This window comes from Rhodococcus sp. NPDC058505 (assembly GCF_042720095.1).
Lineage (GTDB): Bacteria > Actinomycetota > Actinomycetes > Mycobacteriales > Mycobacteriaceae > Rhodococcus_G.
Window position 1 is genome coordinate 167,568 of record NZ_JBHXNB010000002.1, and the last position, 21,263, is coordinate 188,830.

The 21,263-nt window shown below is 69.8% G+C and carries 18 protein-coding genes and 1 pseudogene; 18 read left to right on the forward strand and 1 reads right to left on the reverse strand.

The annotated features are described in order from the left end of the window. Positions 1 to 20: 20 nt before the first annotated feature. Positions 21 to 1,475: an alanine/glycine:cation symporter family protein gene (locus ACFWPA_RS02435; RefSeq protein ID WP_378508514.1), complete on the reverse strand. Its 1,455-nt coding sequence runs from the start codon at positions 1,473 to 1,475 to the stop codon at positions 21 to 23. A 119-nt stretch (positions 1,476 to 1,594) separates the two neighbouring features. On the opposite strand from ACFWPA_RS02435, the gene ACFWPA_RS02440 reads away from it, so the two are divergent. The 18 genes and pseudogenes from ACFWPA_RS02440 to ACFWPA_RS02525 all read left to right on the forward strand — a co-directional run. Beyond that, positions 1,595 to 3,217, forward strand: coding sequence for a long-chain fatty acid--CoA ligase (locus ACFWPA_RS02440; protein ID WP_378508513.1), 1,623 nt, complete (start codon positions 1,595 to 1,597; stop codon positions 3,215 to 3,217). A gap of 60 nt (positions 3,218 to 3,277) precedes the next feature. Further along, the gene (locus ACFWPA_RS02445; RefSeq protein ID WP_378508512.1) at positions 3,278 to 3,667 is read left to right on the forward strand and encodes a hypothetical protein; all 390 of its coding nucleotides are present in this window, start codon (positions 3,278 to 3,280) and stop codon (positions 3,665 to 3,667) included. Between the two features lie 317 nt (positions 3,668 to 3,984). Continuing rightward, on the forward strand, positions 3,985 to 4,371 hold the full coding sequence (locus ACFWPA_RS02450; protein WP_378508511.1) for an NADH-quinone oxidoreductase subunit A: 387 nt from the start codon (positions 3,985 to 3,987) through the stop codon (positions 4,369 to 4,371). Between the two features lie 80 nt (positions 4,372 to 4,451). After that, a complete protein-coding gene (locus tag ACFWPA_RS02455; protein ID WP_378508510.1) occupies positions 4,452 to 5,006 on the forward strand; it encodes a NuoB/complex I 20 kDa subunit family protein in 555 nt (184 codons plus the stop codon). Continuing rightward, complete coding sequence (locus ACFWPA_RS02460; protein WP_378508509.1) at positions 5,003 to 5,761, forward strand: NADH-quinone oxidoreductase subunit C; 759 nt, start codon at positions 5,003 to 5,005, stop codon at positions 5,759 to 5,761. The genes ACFWPA_RS02455 and ACFWPA_RS02460 overlap by 4 nt, the downstream gene beginning before the upstream one ends. Continuing rightward, positions 5,761 to 7,071, forward strand: a complete 1,311-nt coding sequence (gene nuoD / locus ACFWPA_RS02465; RefSeq protein WP_378508508.1) for an NADH dehydrogenase (quinone) subunit D — start codon at positions 5,761 to 5,763, stop codon at positions 7,069 to 7,071. Before ACFWPA_RS02460 ends, nuoD begins: the two co-directional genes overlap by 1 nt. Beyond that, on the forward strand, positions 7,068 to 7,775 hold the full coding sequence (nuoE, locus tag ACFWPA_RS02470; RefSeq protein ID WP_378508507.1) for an NADH-quinone oxidoreductase subunit NuoE: 708 nt from the start codon (positions 7,068 to 7,070) through the stop codon (positions 7,773 to 7,775). Before nuoD ends, nuoE begins: the two co-directional genes overlap by 4 nt. Beyond that, on the forward strand, positions 7,772 to 9,082 hold the full coding sequence (nuoF, locus tag ACFWPA_RS02475; RefSeq protein ID WP_378508506.1) for an NADH-quinone oxidoreductase subunit NuoF: 1,311 nt from the start codon (positions 7,772 to 7,774) through the stop codon (positions 9,080 to 9,082). Before nuoE ends, nuoF begins: the two co-directional genes overlap by 4 nt. Continuing rightward, complete coding sequence (locus tag ACFWPA_RS02480; RefSeq protein ID WP_378508505.1) at positions 9,079 to 11,505, forward strand: NADH-quinone oxidoreductase subunit G; 2,427 nt, start codon at positions 9,079 to 9,081, stop codon at positions 11,503 to 11,505. The genes nuoF and ACFWPA_RS02480 overlap by 4 nt, the downstream gene beginning before the upstream one ends. Further along, positions 11,502 to 12,785 (forward strand): NADH-quinone oxidoreductase subunit NuoH, encoded by a 1,284-nt coding sequence (nuoH, locus tag ACFWPA_RS02485; protein WP_378508504.1) that lies wholly within the window; start codon positions 11,502 to 11,504, stop codon positions 12,783 to 12,785. Before ACFWPA_RS02480 ends, nuoH begins: the two co-directional genes overlap by 4 nt. Continuing rightward, a complete protein-coding gene (gene nuoI, locus ACFWPA_RS02490) occupies positions 12,782 to 13,351 on the forward strand; it encodes an NADH-quinone oxidoreductase subunit NuoI (protein ID WP_378508503.1) in 570 nt (189 codons plus the stop codon). Before nuoH ends, nuoI begins: the two co-directional genes overlap by 4 nt. After that, entirely contained in the window at positions 13,348 to 14,133 is a 786-nt protein-coding gene (locus ACFWPA_RS02495) for an NADH-quinone oxidoreductase subunit J (protein ID WP_378508502.1), read from the forward strand. The genes nuoI and ACFWPA_RS02495 overlap by 4 nt, the downstream gene beginning before the upstream one ends. Then, positions 14,130 to 14,429 carry an NADH-quinone oxidoreductase subunit NuoK gene (gene nuoK / locus ACFWPA_RS02500; RefSeq protein ID WP_378508501.1) on the forward strand — a complete coding sequence of 100 codons (300 nt, stop codon included), beginning with the start codon at positions 14,130 to 14,132 and terminating at the stop codon, positions 14,427 to 14,429. The genes ACFWPA_RS02495 and nuoK overlap by 4 nt, the downstream gene beginning before the upstream one ends. Beyond that, on the forward strand, positions 14,429 to 16,306 hold the full coding sequence (gene nuoL / locus ACFWPA_RS02505; RefSeq protein ID WP_378508500.1) for an NADH-quinone oxidoreductase subunit L: 1,878 nt from the start codon (positions 14,429 to 14,431) through the stop codon (positions 16,304 to 16,306). Before nuoK ends, nuoL begins: the two co-directional genes overlap by 1 nt. Before the next feature lie 2 nt (positions 16,307 to 16,308). Then, positions 16,309 to 17,913: an NADH-quinone oxidoreductase subunit M gene (locus tag ACFWPA_RS02510; protein WP_378508499.1), complete on the forward strand. Its 1,605-nt coding sequence runs from the start codon at positions 16,309 to 16,311 to the stop codon at positions 17,911 to 17,913. Between the two features lie 77 nt (positions 17,914 to 17,990). Beyond that, entirely contained in the window at positions 17,991 to 19,505 is a 1,515-nt protein-coding gene (gene nuoN / locus ACFWPA_RS02515) for an NADH-quinone oxidoreductase subunit NuoN (RefSeq protein ID WP_378508593.1), read from the forward strand. A gap of 466 nt (positions 19,506 to 19,971) precedes the next feature. After that, a pseudogene (locus ACFWPA_RS02520) lies at positions 19,972 to 20,313 on the forward strand (transglycosylase family protein); the annotation flags it as partial. Positions 20,314 to 20,485: 172 nt separating this feature from the next. Then, positions 20,486 to 21,263, forward strand: a 778-nt coding sequence (locus tag ACFWPA_RS02525) for an NAD-dependent epimerase/dehydratase family protein (RefSeq protein ID WP_378569580.1), incomplete at its 3' end; no start/stop codon positions are given.

Consider the following 21,263-nt stretch of genomic DNA (forward strand, 5'->3'; position numbering starts at 1 on the left):
GGCCGCGCGCGGACGCGCCGTCACCGCTCGCTGACGACCGCTCCCGGGGTGTGCCACACCGAGTCGGGGAGCTCGCCGGGCAGGTCGGGATTGTCCCGGTCGGTGAACACCGGGTCGAGCCCGGCGCTCACCTGCCGGTCGTAGTCCCGGAACGCGCCGAACGCCCACTTACCGAGCAGCACGATCGCGACCAGGTTGACGATCGCCATCAGTGCCATCGCCACGTCGGCGAGCGCCCACACCGCGGCGAGCGCCATCACCGACCCCAGACCGACACCGGCGAGGACGAGCACCCGGAACACCTGCAGGGTGCGCGGGCCCGCCCCGAGGTAGGTCATGTTCACCTCGGCGTACGAGTAGTTGCCGATCACCGAGGAGAACGCGAACACGAAGATCAGCACGGTCATCAGCCAGGTCGACCAGGAGCCCAGCTCGTGCTGCACCGCCTGCTGCGTCAGCGATGCGCCCATCCCGGATCCGGTGACGCCGGGTTGGTACACCTCGGGACCGGCCATCATGATGATCATCGCGGTCGCGGTGCACACGATCATCGTGTCGACAAACACGCCGAGGGCCTGGACGAAACCCTGCTTGACCGGGTGCGAGACGGTCGCGGTCGCGGCGGCGTTCGGGGCGCTGCCCATGCCCGCCTCGTTGGAGAACAGCCCGCGCTTGACGCCGTTGAGCATGGCCGCGGCGATGCCGCCGGTGATGCCTGCCGCCGCCTCGCCGATCCCGAAGGCCCCGCCGATGATCCAGCCGAACACCTCGGGGACCCGGCCGATGTTGATGACGATGATGACCAGTGCGAGCAGGGCATAGGCCCCGGCCATGACCGGCAGCACCAGTTCGGCGACCTTCGCGACCCTGCGGATCCCGCCGAACAGCACCGGTGCGGCGAGCAGCATCAGCACCAGCGCCGTCCACTTCTGGTCGACGGTGTGCGCCTGCGCGAGCACGTCCGCGATCGTGTTGGCCTGGACCATGTTGAACGCGAACCCGAAGGTGAGCACCAGCAGGACCGCGAACAGCAGCCCGCCTGCGCGTGAGCCGAGCCCGCGCTGAATGTAGTAGGCGGGTCCGCCGCGGAAGGCGCCGTCCGGGCCGCGGACCTTGAACAGCTGCGCCAGGGTCGCCTCGACGGCGGCGGTGGCCATGCCGAACAGGGCGACGCACCACATCCAGAAGATGGCGCCGGGGCCGCCGAGGGTCAGCGCGATCGCGACACCCGCGATGTTGCCGGTGCCGACCCGCGAGGCCACCCCGACACAGAACGCCTGGAACGAGGAGATCCCGCCGCCCGCCCCGGACCGGGACGCGCCGAGCTGGCGGACCATGGCCCCGAACTTGCGGAACTGGACACCGCGGGTGCGGACGGTGAAGTACAGCCCGGCCCCGATCAGCAGGTAGATCAGCACATAGGTGTAGAGAACGTCGCTGACCGGGTCGATGAAGCGCTGCTGGATGAAGTCCACTCGACGACAGTAGGGCAGGAGCCCCCGCCGACCGGGTATCCGGTGACCGGCCGGTCGCCGCCCTAGCAAATGTGCGATGGGTCACAATGGTCGCTCACGACCCGAGCAAGGAGTGACCCATGTTGAGCACGATGCAAGACGCCCCCCTGTCGATCGCGCAGCTGCTGCGCCACGGTGCCACGGTGCACGGCGGTGCGGAGGTCGTGACGTGGACCGACGCCGGGGCTCGGCGCCGCAGCTACGCCGAGGTGGGTCGGCGCTGTGCTGCCCTGGCGCACGCCCTGCGCGATCTCGGCGTCACCGGGGACCATCGGGTCGCGACGTTCATGTGGAACAACGCCGAGCATCTCGAGGCGTACCTGGCCGTGCCGTCGATGGGCGCGGTGCTGCACACCCTCAACATCCGGCTCTTCCCGGAGCAGCTGGTGCATGTCGCGAACCATGCCGAGGATCACGTGATCATCGTCGATCCGACGCTGATTCCGCTGCTTGCCCCGCAGTTGCCGCAGCTGCGCACGGTCCGGCACGTGATCGTCACCGGCGACTCCACCGCCGGACTGGAGGTGCCCGACGGGGTGCAGCTGCACGCATACGAGACGCTGATCGACGGCAGGCCGACGGACTTCGATTGGCCGGAGCTCGACGAACGGGCTGCGGCCGCAATGTGCTATACCTCCGGCACCACCGGTGACCCGAAAGGTGTTGTCTATTCCCACCGTTCGATCTACCTGCATTCGATGCAGGTGTGCATGACGGACGGCCCGGGGCTGCAGCAGGGGGACCGCGCGCTGGCGGTGGTGCCGCAGTTCCACGCGATGTCGTGGGGCCTGCCGTACGCGGCCTTCATGATCGGGGCGTCGCTGATCATGCCGGACCGATTCCTGCAGCCTGCCCCGCTCGCCGAACTGATCGCGGCGGAACGTCCCACTTTCGCGGCGGCGGTCCCGACCATCTGGTTGGGCCTGCACCAGCATCTGGAGGCGCACCCGCAGGACATCTCGTGCATGCGCGAGGTGCTGATCGGCGGCTCCGCGGTGCCGCCGTCGCTGATGCACGCGTTCGCGGACGACCACGACGTCCAGGTGCTGCACGCCTGGGGCATGACCGAGACCTCCCCGCTCGGATCGGTGGCCCGTCCGCCCGCCGATGCCGCGGGCGACGAGCGGTGGCGCTACCGCTACTCCCAGGGCCGCTTCCCGGCGTCGGTGCGGGCCCGCCTGGTCGACGATGCGGGCGCGCCGGTGCCGCACGACGGCGCGTCCATCGGTGAGGTGGAGGTCCGCGGCCCGTGGATCACCGGGTCCTATTACGGTGTCGACGCCGCGGACAAGTTCGACGACGGCTGGCTCCGCACCGGCGATGTCGGCACGATCACCCCGGACGGCTACCTCACCCTCACCGACCGCACCAAGGACATCATCAAGTCCGGTGGCGAGTGGATCTCCTCGGTGGACCTGGAGAACGCCGTGATGGGTCACCCGGATGTCCTCGAGGCCGCCGTCATCGGCATCCCCGACGAGAAGTGGGACGAGCGTCCCCTCGTCGCGGTGGTGCTCCGTGAGGGCAGCGCCACCACCATCGACGGTCTGCGCCAGTACCTTTCGGAGAAGGTTGCCAAGTGGCAGCTGCCGGAGAACTGGACCGTCCTCGGCGAGGTGCCCAAGACCAGCGTCGGCAAGTTCGACAAGAAGCGGCTGCGCTCGCAGTTCCGCGACGGTGGCCTGGAGGTCACCCGGGTCTGATCGACCGGAGCGGGCCGCGCCTGACCCGGCGTGGCCCGCTCCGCCGGTAGCATCCCGCGGATGAGTGGCAATCGCCTGCAGGTCCTCGTCTACAGCGACGACGCGAACACGCGGGCACAGGTCGTCAGCGCGCTCGGCACCCGACCGCATCCGGACCTGCCGGAGGTCGAGTGCATCGAGGTCGCGACCGCACCGGTCGTGGTGCGCCGACTCGACGCCGGGGACATCGCGATCGCGATCCTCGACGGTGAGGCAACCCCGGCCGGTGGGATGGGCCTCGCCAAGCAGCTCAGGGACGAGATAGCGCACTGCCCCCCGATCGTCGTCCTGACCGGCCGCGCCGACGATGCGTGGCTCGCACGATGGTCGCGTGCCGAGGCGAGCGTCCCGCACCCAATCGACCCGATTCGCCTGACCGACGAGGTCGTCGCGCTGCTCCGCGGCCGCTGAGGGACCGTCGACCAGCATCGGAGTGTCGTGGCTCACACCGGTGCGCGGGCGGGGGTATGTTCGGCTCCAGGGAGAGGACATGGCCGGGTCACGCACCCGACGGTCCGCTCCGAGTGGCTGTGGAACGTGCGGTGTGCCGTGCGGTCGCGGCCGCGGGACAGCTCGCGGGAAGTGCATGCATCGGACCAGGGAGCAGGTCATGAGGCGGGTCGAGCAGGACGGGCAACGGGATCGGCACACTGCCGGTCGGCGTCCGGGTGCCGCCCGCGCCGGCATGATCCGGCGGACACTCCAGCGGGGAGAGGAGCCAGGAGGCCGTGAACGTCTACATTCCGATCCTGGTGCTCGGCGCGATCGCGATCGTGTTCGCACTGTTCTCGGTTCTGGTGGCGTCGATCGTCGGGCCGCGGCGCCTGAACCGGGCGAAACTGCAAGCGTACGAATGCGGTATCGAGCCGACGGCGCAACCGGACCGGCACGGCAGCGGGATCGGCGGTGCGACCGGGCAGCGGATCCCGGTGAAGTACTACCTGACCGCGATGCTGTTCATCATCTTCGACATCGAGATCGTCTTCCTCTACCCGTGGGCGGTGCACTTCGATGCGCTCGGCGTGTTCGGGTTCAGCGCGATGGCCCTGTTCGTCGTCAACGTCTCCGTCGCCTACGCCTACGAGTGGCGGCGCGGCGGACTGACCTGGGACTGACCGGACATCTCCGACCACCCGGGACGGATGCCGGTGCGACACACCAGGTCCGGATCGAGTAGGAAGTCGAGGCGACACGGATGGGGCTCGAGGAAAAACTGCCCGGTGGGTTCCTGTTGACGACGGTCGAGTCGATCGCTGGCTACGCACGCAAGGGATCCCTATGGCCAGCGACCTTCGGTCTCGCGTGCTGTGCGATCGAGATGATGGCCACCAGTTCCGGTCGCTATGACCTCGCCCGATTCGGCATGGAGGCCTTCCGCGCCTCCCCCCGGCAGGCCGACCTGATGATCGTCGCCGGCCGGGTCAGCCAGAAGATGGGGCCAGTGCTGCGGCAGGTGTACGACCAGATGGTCGAGCCGAAATGGGTACTGGCGATGGGGGTCTGCGCCTCGTCCGGCGGAATGTTCAACAACTACGCGATCGTGCAGGGCGTCGATCATCTGGTCCCGGTCGACATCTACCTGCCCGGCTGCCCGCCCCGCCCCGAGATGCTGCTCAACGCGATCATCGCGCTGCACGAGAAGATCGCGCAGATGCCGCTCGGGGTGAATCGGGAAGCGGCGGTGCAGGCCGCCGAGGCGGCCGCCCTCGCGGCCACCCCGACCATCGAGATGAGGGGGCTGCTGCGGTGACGGCGGACTCGCCGGAAGATCGGGCCGAGGGCCGGGTCGACGCGGAGGCGACGGCAGGGCCGGAGGGGAGCCCGCCCGCCGACGAATCCACCAGGCCCGATGTGATCGACGTCCGGCAGGGGATGTTCGGTGTCCGCGGCACCGGCGACACCTCCGGATACGGGCGCCTGCAGCGACCGGTGACCCTTCCTCCCGGCACCACCCGCCCGTTCGGGGGCTGGTTCGACACCGTCGCCGACGGACTCGACATGGCGCTGACCGAGGCCGGGGTGCCGCCGGGGGAGGCGATCGAGAAGGTCGTCGTGTTCCGCGACGAACTCACCTTCCACGTCCGGGCCAGACACCTGCCAGCGGTGGCACGCGCGTTACGGGACACTCCCGCACTGCGTTTCGAGATGTGCCTCGGTGTGAACGGTGTGCACTACCCGCAGGACTCCGGCCGGGAACTGCACGCCGTGTATCCGCTGCAGTCGATCACCTGGGGGCGCAGGCTTCGGCTGGAGGTGGCGGTGCCGGACGCGGACCCCCACGTGCCGTCGCTGTACGCCGTCTACCCGACCAACGACTGGCACGAGCGGGAGGCGTACGACTTCTTCGGCATCGTGTTCGACGGGCATCCGGCGCTGACCCGGATCCAGATGCCGGACGACTGGCAGGGCCATCCGCAGCGGAAGGATTACCCGCTCGGCGGTGTCCCGGTCGAGTACAAGGGGGCGCGGATCCCGCCACCCGATCAGCGGAGGGGGTACAGCTGATGAGCGGCGTTAGCGGCGACCCGATCGGCACCGTCTACAGTGCAGGCGGGCAGGATTGGGATGAGATCGTCGGTGCGGCAGCGCAATCCGGTGACGAACGGATCGTCGTCAACATGGGCCCGCAACATCCGTCGACGCATGGGGTGCTGCGGCTGATCCTCGAGATCGAGGGGGAGACGGTCACCGAGGCGAGGTGCGGGATCGGCTATCTGCACACCGGCATCGAGAAGAACCTGGAGTACCGCAGCTGGATTCAGGGGGTCACCTTCGTGACCCGGATGGATTACCTGTCCCCGTTCTTCAACGAGACCGCGTACTGCCTGGCCGTCGAGAAGCTGCTCGGCGTCACGGACCTGATTCCCGAGCGCGCCACCGTGATCCGGGTGCTGCTGATGGAGCTGAACCGGATCGCCTCGCACCTGGTCGCCCTGGCGACCGGCGGCATGGAGCTCGGTGCGGTCACCGCGATGCTGTTCGGATTCCGGGAACGGGAGCTGATCCTGGACGTGTTCGAGAAGTTCACCGGGTTGCGGATGAACCACGCCTACATCCGCCCCGGCGGCCTTGCGCAGGACGCGTCCGACGGCGCCATCGCCGCGGCGCGGGAGCTGCTCACCATTCTCCCGAACCGGTTGCGGGACATGGAGTTGATGCTCAATGAGAACCCGATCTGGAAGGCTCGGACCAAGGGCGTCGGCTACCTCGATCTGACCGGGTGCATGGCGCTCGGCATCACCGGACCGATCCTGCGCGCCACCGGCCTGCCGCACGACCTGCGGCGCGCCGAACCGTACTGTGGCTACGAGACCTACGACTTCGACGTCGTCACCGACAGCGGCAGCGACTGCTACGGCCGATATCTGATTCGGATCCGGGAGATGCGGGAATCGGTGAAGATCGCCCGGCAGTGCCTGGACCGGCTGCGGCCCGGCCCGGTCATGCTCGACGACAGGAAGATCGCCTGGCCGGCGGACCTCGCGCTCGGGCCGGACGGGCTTGGCAATTCGGCCGAACACATCGAACACATCATGGGCACCTCGATGGAGGCGCTGATCCACCACTTCAAGCTGGTCACCGAGGGCTTCCGGGTGCCTGCCGGGCAGGTGTACGTGGCCGTCGAGTCGCCCCGCGGCGAGCTGGGGGTGCACATGGTCAGTGACGGCGGCAGCAGACCGTACCGGGTGCACTACCGCGACCCGTCGTTCACCAACTTGCAGGCGGTGTCGGTGATGTGCGAGGGCGGCATGGTGGCGGACGTGATCGCCTCGGTGGCCAGCATCGATCCCGTCATGGGCGGGGTGGACCGGTGACCGCGGCGCATGGGTACCCGGCGGAGGTCCGGGTTCGGCTCGAGGTGGACGCCAAGGAGATCGTCGGCCGATACCCGCAGGCGCGGTCGGCGCTGCTGCCGCTGCTGCACCTGGTCCAGTCGGAGGACGGCCACGTCACCGCAGCCGGGATCGAATTCTGCGCCGCCCAAGTGGATCTCACGGCCGCGGAGGTGTCGGCGGTGGCCACCTTTTACTCGATGTACCGACGCAGCCCCACCGGGGACTACCTGGTCGGGGTGTGCACGAACACACTGTGCGCGGTGATGGGTGGCGACGCGATTCTCGACCGGCTCCGCACTCATCTCGGGCTCGACCCGGGACACACCGCCGCCGACGGCACCGTCACCCTCGAACACCTCGAGTGCAACGCGGCGTGTGACTACGCGCCGGTGGTGATGGTGAACTGGGAGTTCTTCGACAACCAGACGCCCGAGACGGCCGTCGAGTTGGTGGACACCCTGCGCGCGGGGGGCACGGCGATCCCGGTCCGCGGCGCACCACCGTGCACGTTCCGGGAGACCGAGCGGATCCTCGCTGGGTTCCCCGACCCCCGTCCGGACGCGGTGGATGCCGGCGCGGCCGGGGACGCCACCCTTGCCGGGCTGCGGGTTGCGAACGAACGGGGCATGCGGGCACCGGATCCCGCACCCGGGCCGGGCGCGGAGGGGGCGGAGCCGTCATGACCCTGACCCCGGTCCTGAGCCGCTACTGGGACGAGCCCCGATCGTGGACGCTCGAGACGTACCTGCGCCACGACGGCTACCGGGCACTGCGGACCGCGCTGGGGATGGACCCCGATGCGGTGATCGACGCGGTCAAGGCGGCGGGCCTACGCGGACGCGGCGGGGCGGGCTTCCCGACCGGGGTGAAATGGTCGTTCATCCCGCAGGATCGGGACGGAGCCGATGCCGCCCCGCACTACCTGGTGATCAACGCCGATGAGTCCGAGCCGGGCACCTGCAAGGACATGCCGCTGATGCTCGCCACCCCGCACGCCCTGATCGAAGGGGCGATCATCGCGGCGTATGCGATCCGCGCCGGGCAGGCATTCATCTACGTCCGCGGCGAGGTGCTGCCGGTGCTGCGCCGCCTGCAGACCGCGGTCACGCAGGCGTACACGGCCGGGTATCTCGGACGCGACATCCTCGGCAGCGGGGTCGACATCGACATCGTCGTGCACGCCGGGGCAGGCGCCTACATCTGCGGCGAGGAGACCGCGCTGCTCGACTCCCTCGAGGGCCGGCGCGGCCAGCCCCGGCTGCGGCCACCGTTCCCCGCGGTCGCGGGCCTGTACGCCAGCCCCACCGTCGTCAACAACGTCGAATCCATTGCGAGCGTGCCGCCGATCCTGCTGCACGGACCGGACTGGTTCCGGTCGATGGGCGGCGAGAAGTCGCCGGGATTTACGCTGTACTCGCTGTCCGGGCACGTGACCCGGCCGGGACAGTACGAGGCGCCCCTCGGGGTGACGCTGCGCGAACTGCTCGACTGTGCAGGCGGGGTGCGGGCCGGGCACCGGCTCAAGTTCTGGACCCCGGGAGGGTCGTCCACACCGCTCTTCACCGACGCGCACCTCGACGTGCCCCTGGACTACGAGGGTGTCGTCGGCGCCGGGTCGATGCTCGGCACCAAGGCGCTGCAGATCTTCGACGAGACGACCTGCGTGGTGCGGGCGGTGCTGCGCTGGACCCGGTTCTACGCACACGAATCCTGCGGCAAGTGCACCCCCTGCCGTGAGGGCACCTACTGGTTGGTGCAGGTGATGGAACGGATGGAGGCGGGCAACGGCACCGCGGCGGACCTGGAGACCCTTCTCGACATTGCCGATGGTGTCGCTGGAAAGTCGTTCTGCGCGTTGGGGGATGCCGCCGCGAGTCCGATCACGTCCTCGTTGACGTACTTCCGCGAGGAGTACCTGGCGCACTTCGAGCACGGTGGGTGTCCGTTCGATCCGGCGCTGTCCGAACTGACCACGGGGGGGACGCGATGACCGCCGACGAGCACCCCGCCGACCCGGTGACGCTGACGATCGACGGGGTCGAGGTCCGGGTCCCGAACGGCACCCTGGTGATCCGGGCGGCGGAACTGGTCGGCATCCAGATCCCGCGGTTCTGCGACCATCCGCTGCTCGAGCCGGTCGGGGCGTGCAGGCAATGCCTCGTCGAGGTGGAACTGCCGGGGCGCGAGCCCGGGGCGCCACCGGTGCGGCAACCGAAGCCGATGGCGTCCTGCACGATCGCCGCCACCGACGGAATGATCGTGCGCACCCAGCTCACCTCGCCCGCGGCGGACCGGGCGCAGCGCGGTGTGATGGAGATGCTGCTGATCAACCATCCACTGGACTGCCCGGTGTGCGACAAGGGCGGCGAGTGCCCGCTGCAGAACCAGGCGATGTCCAACGGCCGCAGTGAAACCCGCTTCGACGGCACCAAACGCACCTTCCCGAAGCCGATCCCGCTGTCCACCGAGGTCCTGCTGGACCGCGAGCGGTGTGTGCTGTGCGCCCGATGCACCCGCTTCTCCCAGCAGATCGCGGGCGACCCGTTCATCGACCTCCTCGAACGGGGTGCCCAGCAGCAGGTCGGGATCGGTGCGGGAGAGCCGTTCGAGTCCTACTTCTCCGGCAATACCGTGCAGATCTGTCCCGTCGGTGCCCTGACCGGAGCCGCGTACCGGTTCCGTGCCCGCCCGTTCGACCTGGTGTCCACGCCCAGCGTCTGCGAGCACTGCGCGTCCGGGTGCGCGCAGCGCACCGACCACCGGCGCGGCACGGTCCTGCGTCGCCTCGCGGGCGACGATCCCGAGGTCAACGAGGAATGGAACTGCGACAAGGGTCGGTGGGCGTTCGGCTATGCGACCTCCGACGACCGGCTGACCACCCCGCTGGTCCGCGGTGCGGACGGTCGCCTCGCACCCGCCTCCTGGTCGCAGGCGCTCGCGGTCGCGGCCCGCGGCCTGCGGGAGGCGGCGGGGGTTGGGGTGCTGCCCGGTGGTCGTCTCACCATCGAGGACGGCTATGCCTACGCGAAGTTCGCGCGAATCGCCATCGGCACCAATGACATCGACTTCCGGGCTCGGCCCCACTCCGCAGAGGAGGCGGCCTTCCTCGGCGCCAGGGTCGCGGGGCGAGGGCTGGGCGTCACCTACGCGGATCTCGACCACGCCCCGGTCGTGCTGCTCGTCGCGTTCGAACCCGAGGAGGAATCCCCGATCGTGTTCCTCCGCCTGCGGAAGGCGGTGCGCCGGTCGGGGACCGCGGTGCACGCGGTCGCCCCGTACCGGAGTCGCGGGCTGACGAAGCTGTCCGGTCGCCTGGTGCAGTCCGGGCCGGGCGGCGAGGCGGAGGTGCTGCGCACGCTCGGGGACGGCGACCTGCTCACCGCGCCGGGGACGGTGCTCCTGGTCGGCGAACGCGCCGCCGACTCACCGGGAACGCTCACCGCGGCAGTGGAACTGGCCGACCGCAGCGGGGCGCGGCTGGCCTGGATCCCCCGCCGCGCGGGGGAGCGGGGTGCGCTCGAGGCCGGTGCCTTCCCGACGCTGCTGCCCGGCGCGCACCCGGTCGCCGACCAGACGGCCCGGCGCCGGGTCGCGGCCCGCTGGAGCGTCGACGATCTGCCGGAGACGCTGGGCCGGGACACCGCGGCGATCCTGGACGCCGCCCGATCCGGCGCGCTTGGCGCGCTGGTGGTCGGTGGACTCGAGGTCGACGACCTCCCCGACCCGGCTGCCGCACGGGACGCGATCGCGGCCGCGGCGTTCGTGGTCTCGCTCGAACTCCGACGCAGCGACGTCACCGACCTCGCCGACGTCGTGTTCCCGGTGGCCCCCGTCGCCGAGAAGGACGGCAGCTTCGTCGACTGGGAGGGCAGGGACCGCCCCTTCCCCGCGGCCCTCATCGGGGGGACCGCCATCCCGGATCATCGGGTACTGCACGCGCTCTCGGCGAGCCTGGGGCGGCCGATCGGGCTGCCCGACGTCGCAACCGCACGCGCCGAACTCCGCGCGATCGGCCGATGGGATGGGGCGCCGGTGGCGGCCCCGGCGGCGGCCGGGGTGCCGCCGCGCCTGCCGGGACCGGGGCAGGCGGTCCTGTGCGGCTGGCGGCAACTCCTCGACTCCGGTCGGCTGCAGGACGGCGAACCGCACCTCGCTGGCACCGCACACGCCCCGGTGGCGCGGATCTCCGCGGACACCGCAACCGAGATCGGCTGCCGCGACGGTGACCCGCTCACCGTCAGCACCGACCGTGGCACCGTCACCCTGCCCGTCGCGGTCACCGATATGCCCGAGCGGGTGGTGTGGCTGCCGATGTATTCGCCGGGCAGCGCCGTCCACCGCGACCTCGGTGTGTCCGTGGGCGCCGTGGTCCGGATCCGACCGGCCCGAGTGCACGGTGGGGAGGCGCGATGACGCCGCTCCTCGCCGCGGGCAGCGACCTGTCCGCATTCGGCCGCGACCCGTGGTGGCTGGTGGTCGGGAAGGCGTTGGCGATCTTCGTCTTTCTGATCCTGACGCCGCTGGTCGCCCTCCTCGCCGAGCGCAAGGTGATGGCGTGGATGCAGATGCGGGTCGGACCGAACCGGGTCGGCCCCCGCGGCACCCTGCAGTCCCTCGCGGACGGCATCAAGCTCGCCCTCAAGGAGGGCATCGTCCCCGCCGGGGTGGACAAGCCGGTCTACCTGCTGGCCCCGATCATCGCGATCGTCCCCGCGATCATGGCGTTCGCGGTGATCCCGTTCGGCCCGGAGGTGTCGGTGTTCGGGCACCGCACCCCGCTGCAACTGACTGACCTGCAGGTCGCGGTCCTCTACGTGCTGGCGGTCACGTCGGTCGGGGTCTACGGAATCGTCCTCGCCGGCTGGGCGTCCGGGTCGACGTATCCGCTGCTCGGCGGCCTACGGTCGACCGCCCAGGTGATCTCCTACGAGGTGGCGATGGGCCTGTCGTTCGCGGCGGTCTTCCTCGACGCGGGCACCATGAGCACCTCCGGCATCGTCGCGTCCCAGGTCGGAACCTGGTATGTCTTCCTGCTGCTGCCCTCGTTCCTGATCTACGTGACGTCGATGGTCGGGGAAACCAACCGCGCACCGTTCGACCTGCCGGAGGCGGAGGGGGAACTGGTCGGCGGCTTTCACACCGAGTATTCGTCGCTGCGGTTCGCGATGTTCATGCTCGCCGAGTACATCAACATGGTCACCGTGTCGGCGCTCGCGACGACGCTGTTCCTCGGCGGCTGGCACGCGCCGTGGCCGATCAGCATCTGGGACGGCGCGAATTCCGGCTGGTGGCCGGTGCTGTGGTTCACCGCGAAGGTCTGGGGCTTCCTGTTCGTCTTCATCTGGCTGCGCGCCACCCTGCCGCGGCTGCGCTACGACCAGTTCATGAACCTCGGCTGGAAGGTACTGATCCCGGCGTCGCTGCTGTGGGTGATGCTGGTGGCTGCGGCGCGGGCCCTGCGGCTCGCGGGCCACGACGTCGCCACCACCTCGATCGTGCTCGCAGGCGGGATCGTCGGCGTTGCGTTGATCGCGGTGATCGCGCGGGCGCTGCGGCACCGCCGAGGGGGTGCCGCGGCGCCACAACAACAACCGGAGCCGCCGTTCGACCCGATGGCGGGTGGCTTCCCGGTGCCGCCGCTGCCCGGCCAGACCCTGCCCGGCCACGATCATGCCGTTGGAGGTCCACGATGACCGGATTCCTCGACGCCCTCGCCGGTTTCGGCGTCACCTTCGGGACGATGTTCAAGAAACCCAACACCGAGTTCTACCCCGAACAGAAGCCGCCGACCGCCCCCGGCTACCACGGACGGCACCAGCTGAACCGGCACCCGGACGGGTTGGAGAAGTGCATCGGCTGCGAACTGTGCGCCTGGGCCTGCCCGGCCGACGCGATCTACGTGGAGGGCGCCGACAACACCGAGGACGAACGATTCGCCCCCGGCGAGCGGTACGGCAGGGTGTACCAGATCAACTACCTCCGGTGCATCGGATGTGGGCTCTGCGTCGAGGCCTGCCCGACCCGGGCCCTGACGATGACCGACGCGTACGAAGAACTCGTCGACGACAACCGCGCCGACCTGATCTTCGGCAAGGACCGGCTGCTCGCGCCGCTGCAACCCGGAATGACCGCCCCTCCCCATCCGATGGCGCCGGGCAGCACCGACGAGGACTACTACCGCGGCACCATCACCCCCCGTGAGTCCTTTCGGCCCACACCGGGACCGGAAGGACTCACGGGCGAGGGGGCGGACTCGTGACGGCGGGCGGTGCGCTGGCGGCCGCCGTGCTCGCAGAACCGCTGACGCGGACCTCGGACGGGGAGGCCGTGCAGTTCTGGATCCTCGGTGCGCTCTGCGTGATTGGTGCGCTCGGCGTGGTGTGTGCTCCGAAGGCGGTGTACTCGGCGATCTTCCTTGCGATGACGATGATCATCCTCGCGTTCTTCTACATTGCGCAGGAGGCGCTGTTCCTCGGGGTCGTCCAGATCGTCGTCTACACCGGCGCGGTGATGATGCTGTTCCTGTTCGTCCTGATGCTGATCGGTGTCGACTCGTCCGACTCGCTGGTGGAAACCCTTCGCGGACAGCGGGTTGCCGCCGCCGTCGCGGGCATCGGCTTCGGCGTTCTGCTGATCGGCGGAATCGGCAGCGTGACGGTGTCCACCTTCGCCGGGCTGCCCGACGCGAACGTCGCTCCCGGTCCGGACGGCACGCTCGGCAACGTGCCCGCGCTGGCGGAGCTGATCTTCCTGCGGTATGTGTGGGCCTTCGAGCTGACCGGTGGCCTGCTGATCGTGGCGACGATCGGCGCGATGGTGCTCGCCCACCGGGAACGGATCGACCCCAAGCCGGACCAGAGGGCGCTGGCGGAGCAGCGGTTCCGGGACGGCGGCCAGGTCACCCCGCTCCCGAGCCCCGGCGTCTACGCCAGGCACAACGCGGTCGACATGGCGGCCCTGCTCCCGGACGGTTCCCCGGCACCCGGGTCCGTCAGCGGCATCCTCACACCCCGGCGGAGCAAGAAGGAGGGGGAGCGGTGAACCCGGAGAACTACCTGTACCTGTCGGCGCTGCTGTTCACCATCGGCGGCGCCGGAGTGTTGCTGCGCCGCAACGCGATCGTGGTGTTCATGTGCATCGAACTGATGCTTAACGCGACGAATCTCGCATTCGTGACGTTCGCCCGCATGCACGGCAACCTCGACGGGCACGTGTTCGCGTTCTTCACGATGGTCGTCGCCGCCGCCGAGGTGGTCGTCGGGCTGGCGATCATCATGGCCATCTTCCGCACCCGCCGGTCGGCCTCGGTCGACGTCGCGAATCTCCTCAAGTTCTGATGACGGCCGGAATCTGGCTCCTCGTTGCCCTGCCCGCGGCAGGTGCCGCCGCGCTGCTGCTCGTGGGCAGGCGCGGCGACCGGTGGGGGCACCTGCTCGGGTGTGCCACCGCGATCGCGTCGTTCGTGGTGGCGCTCGCACTGTTCGCCGGGATGCTCGGCCGCGACAGCGCGGACCGCGCTCTGCACGAAACCCTGCTGCGCTGGGTTCCGGTCGCGGGGCTGCGGGTCGATTTCGGGCTCCAACTCGACGAGCTGTCGGTGTGCTTCGCGCTGCTGATCACCGGTGTCGGGTCGCTGATCCACGTCTACTCGGTCGGGTACATGGCTGCCGACCCGGGACGGCGGCGGTTCTTCGGATACCTGAATCTGTTCCTCGCCGCGATGCTGCTGCTGGTGCTCGCCGACAACTATCTCGGCCTGTACCTGGGCTGGGAGGGCGTCGGTCTCGCGTCGTACCTGCTGATCGGCTTCTGGCAGCACCGGCCGAGCGCCGCCGCGGCGGCGAAGAAGGCGTTCGTGGTGAACCGGGTCGGCGACATCGGGCTGGCGGTCGCGTTGATGATCATGTTCGCGACGTTCGGCACCCTCTCCTACTCCGGCGTGTTCGGCGGTGTCGACGACGCGGGCCAGGGCACCGTCACGGCGCTCGGACTGATGCTGCTGCTCGCCGCGTGCGGCAAGTCCGCGCAGGTGCCGCTGCAGTCGTGGCTCGGGGACGCGATGGAGGGCCCGACCCCGGTGTCCGCGTTGATCCACGCCGCGACGATGGTGACCGCCGGCGTCTACCTGATCACCCGGTCCGGCGCGATCTTCGATGCGGCACCCGCCGCCCGCGCGGGCGTGGTGATCGTCGGTGCGGTCACCCTACTGTTCGGCGCGATCATCGGCTGCGCGAAGGACGACATCAAGAAGGCGCTCGCCGCGTCGACGATGAGCCAGATCGGGTACATGGTCCTCGCCGCCGGGCTCGGGCCCGCCGGATACGCGTTCGCGATCATGCACCTGCTCACCCACGGCTTCTTCAAGGCCGGCCTCTTCCTCGGTGCCGGGTCGGTGATGCACGCGATGAACGACGAGGTCGACATGCGCCGCTACGGCGGGCTGCGCATCGTCATGCCGATCACGTTCGCCACCTTCGGGTTCGGCTACCTCGCGATCATCGGGATTCCGCCGTTCGCCGGGTTCTTCTCAAAGGACAAGATCATCGAGGTCGCGTTCGGTGCGGGCGGTGTGCCGGGGCTGCTGCTCGGCGGTGCCGCGCTGCTCGGCGCCGGGATCACCGCGTTCTACATGACGCGGGTGATGCTGATGACCTTCTTCGGGACACGCCGATGGCGCAGCGACGCGCACCCGCACGAGTCGCCTGCGGTGATGACCGGGCCGATGCTGCTGATCGCGATCGGGTCGGTGTGCTCCGGCTTCCTCCTTGCCACCGGGGGAGCGTTGCAGGGGTGGCTCGCGCCCGTCGTCGGGGAACACCATGCCGACCTCCCGGTCCCGGCCTGGACGATCACCCTCACCACCCTCGCGGTGGTGCTGGTCGGGATCGCGATCGGGGTCCGCCAGTATGCGGGGGCCCGGATCCCGGTCGAGGCTCCGGCGGAAGTGTCGGCCGTGACGGTCGCCACGCGCCGCGACCTGTACGGCGACGCCGTCAACGAGGCGGTGTTCATGCGGCCCGGTGCTGCCCTCACCCGGGCGTTGTCGGTCGTGGACGACCGGGGGGTCGACGGGGTCGTTGCCGGGGTCGCGGGCGGCGTCGCGGGAGCATCGACGCGAGTCCGCAAGCTGCAGAACGGATTCGTGCGGACCTATGCGGCCTACATGTTCCTCGGCGCGGCCGCGGCGGTCGCGATGCTGGCGTTGGTGAGGTGATCGTGGACGGGTTCGCGTGGTTGAGCGCACTGTGGCTGACGCCGCTCGTCGGCGCCGCGCTCGTCGGGTGCCTGCCGTCCCGCAGGCGGGACGCGGTGAGGTGGGTCGCGCTCGGTGCGGCACTCGTGGTGTTGGCGGTGGCGGTGGTCGTCGCGGTCCGGTTCGATCCCGGCGGTGACCGGTTCCAGTTCGTCGAATCCCACGCGTGGATACCGTCGTTCGGCACCCGCTACGAACTTGGTGTCGATGGGATCGCGTTGGTCCTGGTGTTGTTGACGGCCGTGCTGGTGCCGGTGCTCCTGCTCGCGGGGTGGCGGGACGGCACCGGGGGCAGCGGCAACGCGGAGGCGGTCGCCCGCAGCAGGCGCCCCGTGCACACCCACGTCGGGCTGGTCCTGATCGTAGAGTCGATGGTGCTGATGTCGTTCCTGTCCCTCGACATCCTGCTGTTCTACATCTTCTTCGAGGCGATGCTGATCCCGATGTACTTCCTGATCGGCGGCTTCGGTGACGCGCGGGGACCGCGGGCTGCGGTGAAGTTCCTGCTGTACAACCTGTTCGGTGGCCTGATCATGCTGGCCGCGGTGATCGGTCTGTACGCGGTCACCGCCGGCGGGTCGAGTCCGTTCGCCTCCGGCACCTTCGACTTCCGCGCGATCGCGGACGCGGTGTCGGCGGGCACCCTGACGATCGACGCGCCCGTCGCCAACGCGCTGTTCCTCGGGTTCCTCTTCGCCTTCGCGGTGAAGGCCCCACTGTGGCCGCTGCACACCTGGCTGCCCGACGCCGCCGTGCATTCCACCCCGTCCACCGCCGTGCTGATGATGGCGGTGGTCGACAAGGTCGGGACGTTCGGCATGCTGCGGTACTGCGTGCAACTGTTCCCCGAGAGCACCCGCACCTTCGCGCCGGTGATCGTGACGCTCGCGGTGATCGGCATCGTGTACGGCGCGCTGGTCGCGATCGGGCAGGCCGACATCATGCGCCTGATCGCCTACACCTCGATCTCACACTTCGGGTTCATCGTGCTGGGGGTATTCGCGCTGACCAGCCAGTCCCAGGGCGGGGCGGCCCTGTACATGGTCAACCACGGGCTCTCCACCGCGGCGCTGATGCTGATCGCCGGCTTCCTGATCGCGCGCCGCGGGTCCCGGGCCATCGGCGACTACGGCGGCGTGCAGTCCAGTGCCCCGATCCTGGCCGGGACCTTCCTCGTCGCGGGTCTCGCCACCCTGTCGCTCCCCGGTCTGGCGCCGTTCATCAGTGAATTTCTGGTGCTGGTCGGCACATTCACCCGCTATCCGGCGGTCGCGGTCGTCGCGACCAGTGCGCTGGTGCTCTCCGCGGTCTACATCCTGTGGCTGTACCAGCGGGTGATGACCGGGCAGGCAGGTGCCGACCACGACCGGGTGCGGGACCTGGTTCCGCGCGAAATCGCCGTGGTGGCACCGCTCGTCGTGCTGCTGCTGGTGCTCGGCTTCTATCCGCGTCCCGCACTGGACGCAATCACACCCGCGGTCGCCGACACCCTGACCGCCGTGCACCAGGAGGATCCCGCACCGACCGTCCCGGTGACGGAGGCCGAACAGGGAGGGGGACCGCGGTGAACCCGAGTGCCGCACCGCTCGTGCTCGCGCAGGCGCCGCTTCCGGTGCCCGACATCGAGTACGGCAAGCTCGCGCCGATGCTGATCGTGTTCGCGGTCGCGGTGCTCGGGGTGCTGGTCGAGGCGTTCGCCCCGGCCCGGGCGCGGTACGGCAGCCACCTGGTCCTCGCGGTCGGCGGTCTTGGTGCCGCGTTCGTCGCGGTGCTGCTGCTGCGCGACACCAGGGGAACCGCGGTGGCGGGGGCGGTGATCATCGACGGCCCGACCCTGTTCCTGCAGGGGTCGATCCTGCTGGTCGCCCTCCTGTCGGTCCTGCTGATCGCCGAGCGTGGCCTCGAGCGCGCGGGGATCCCGGCGAACGCGGATGCGGAGGCCGTCGCGGACGCGTTCACACCGCAGGCGTCGGTGGTGCCCGGCAGCGTCGCGGAGCGGGCGGCCATCCAGGCGGGCGTCACCCGCACCGAGGTGTTTCCGCTGACCCTGTTCGCCGTCGGCGGCATGCTGCTGTTCCCCGCGTCGGGGGACCTGCTCACGATGTTCGTTGCGCTCGAGGTGCTGTCATTGCCGCTGTACCTGCTGTGCGGGCTGGCCCGCAGGCAGCGGGTCCTGTCGCAGGAAGCGGCACTGAAGTACTTTCTGCTCGGCGCCTTTTCGTCGGCATTCTTCCTGTACGGCGTGGCCTTCCTGTACGGGGAGACGGGCACCGTGCGGCTGTCGGGCATCGCGGAGCGCACCGCGTCGGGCGGCACCGCCCTCGCGCTGATCGGCACCGCGTTGCTGTCGGTCGGGCTGCTGTTCAAGGTGGGTGCGGTCCCCTTCCACACCTGGATCCCCGACGTCTACCAGGGCGCGCCAACCCCGATCACGGCGTTCATGTCGGCGGCAACGAAGATCGCGGCGTTCGGGGCGATGCTGCGGATCTTGATGGTGGCCCTGCCGGGGCTGCGGGACGACTGGCGTCCGCTGCTGTGGGCGGCGGCGATCCTGACGATGGTGGTCGGATCGGTGTTGGCGGTCACCCAGACCGATGTGAAGCGGATGCTCGCGTACTCGTCGATCGCGCATGCCGGCTTCCTCCTGACCGGGGTGGCGGCCGCCGATCGGGCCGGCCTGGCCGCGACGCTGTTCTACCTGGTCGCGTACGGGTTCGGGTCGGTTGCGGCGTTCGCGATCGTCGGCCTGGTCCGCGGTCCGACGGCCGAGGCGACGCACCTGTCGCACTGGGCGGGGCTGGGTCGGCGGTCACCGCTGATCGCGGGCACCTTCGCGGTGCTGCTGCTCTCGTTCGCGGGCATTCCGCTGACGGCCGGGTTCACCAGCAAGTTCGCGGTGTTCTCGGCTGCGGCGGGCGCGGGCGCGGTTCCGCTGGTGGTGGTCGGCGTGGTGTGCAGCGCGATCGCGGCGTTCTTCTATGTGCGGGTGATCGTGCTGATGTTCTTCTCCGACCTGCCGGAGTCGCCGCCGCAGGTCGTGGTGCCGAGCCCGCTGACGACGGCGTCGGTCGCGGTGGGTGCGGCGGTGACGGTGTTGCTCGGCGTCGTGCCGCAACCGGTGCTGGATCTGGCGGAGCGGGCGGCGCAGTTCCTGCAGTGACGCCTGCCCTCGGCCGCCCGTGACCGATCCGAGACAGCGATTCTGCGTCTTGGGCGTGCGTTCGTATGCCGGACAGGCCCGCACAGGCCCGCATCCGCTGTGATCTGGCTCACAATAACGTAACGATAACAAACTATCTCGCGAATGGTCTCGACCCGGAGCGACCAGCGCGAATCGAGTGTACGAAAGTGGTGGTCTGGACATCCGACCGGGACTGTGACGGCGAAAACCCCTGGTTTGCAAGGGCGCTCGTCGTCCGTATCGTCGGTGACGGCTCAGAGATCGACGAGCAGCACGCTCACCGAGTCACCTGCCGGACCGCCGCCTCGTCTGCCCCCGCGGATCCGGACCCGAGAACCACCCCCCAGGGGCAGCGACGAGACCATCGCGGAATCCATCGCGGTGCTCATTCCACTCCGACATCGGACTCCGGCCTCGTACGCGGCTGCGAAAGGAACCCTCTCGAATGACCATCACCCGTATTCAGACCACCACCTCCAAGGCGAAGAAGGCCCTCGGCTGGGTGGCCGTGACGGGCGCGCTCGTCGCCGTCCCGATGGGACTGGCCACCGGCACCGCGAGTGCCAACAACTGGGATGCCGTCGCGCAGTGCGAGAGCGGCGGCAACTGGGGCACCAACACGGGCAACGGCTACTCCGGCGGCCTGCAGTTCACCCCGAGCACCTGGGCCGCCTACGGCGGCACCGGATCACCCGAGAACGCCTCCAAGGCAGAGCAGATTCGGGTCGCCGAGAACGTGCTGGCCGGCCAGGGCGCTGGCGCGTGGCCGGTGTGCGGGCAGTACCTCTGAACTGCAACAGAACTGACGTCCTGATGCGCCGCTGACAGCGGTGCTCGACAGCGGTGGCCACCCCCACTCCTCGCGAGTGCGGGTGGCCACTTCGCTGTTGTTCGGGTGCGGTCGAGGTGATTCGATGGAGTCGAGTCCGTACGGGTCGTTCGATGGTGAAGGAGTGTCGATGCGAATTCTGGTGGCGGGTGCAACGGGCGTCATCGGGAAGGCCCTCGTTCCGGAGTTGGTCGCCGCCGGGCATGAGGTCTGGGGAATCACCCGCAGGGCCGCTGCTGCGTCATGGCTCGAATCTGCTGGGGTACACCCGGTTACGTTGGACATCTACGATGCCTCCGCCGTTGATTCGGTGGTGGCGGGCGTGGCGCCGGACGTGATCATGCATCAGCTGACCGCGTTGTCGGAGTATGACCTCGCGGCCAACGCCCGCATTCGCACCGTCGCCACCCGCACGCTCGTCGATGCGGCGCGGGCGCACGGCATCGAGAGGATGGTCGCGCAGTCCATCTCGTTCGTGTATCCGCCCGGCCTCGGGTCGGCCACCGAGGCCGACCCGATCGACGCGGCGGCGACCGCCACCCTCGACGGCGTTCGCGCCCTCGAATCGGCGGTGGCTGAACTGGCGGGGGGAGTGGTGCTGCGGTACGGCACCCTGTACGGCCCGGGCACCTGGTACGCCCCGGACGGGACCATGGCGGAGAAGGCACGGGCGGGAGACCTGCCCGCCGGCGACCAGGTCAGTTGCTTCCTCCATGTGAAGGACGCGGCCGCCGCCGCGGTGGCCGCGGTGAGCTGGCCGGCCGGGGTGGTCAACGTCGTCGATGACGAGCCCGCTGCGGCCGACGTCTGGGTGCCGATCTATGCCGAGTCGGGGGGGGGGCGGCGAGCGGCCGCGCGGCCGGGGGACCCCGCCGCACGCGCGGGGGGGGGCGAGCGCGGCGCCGGGG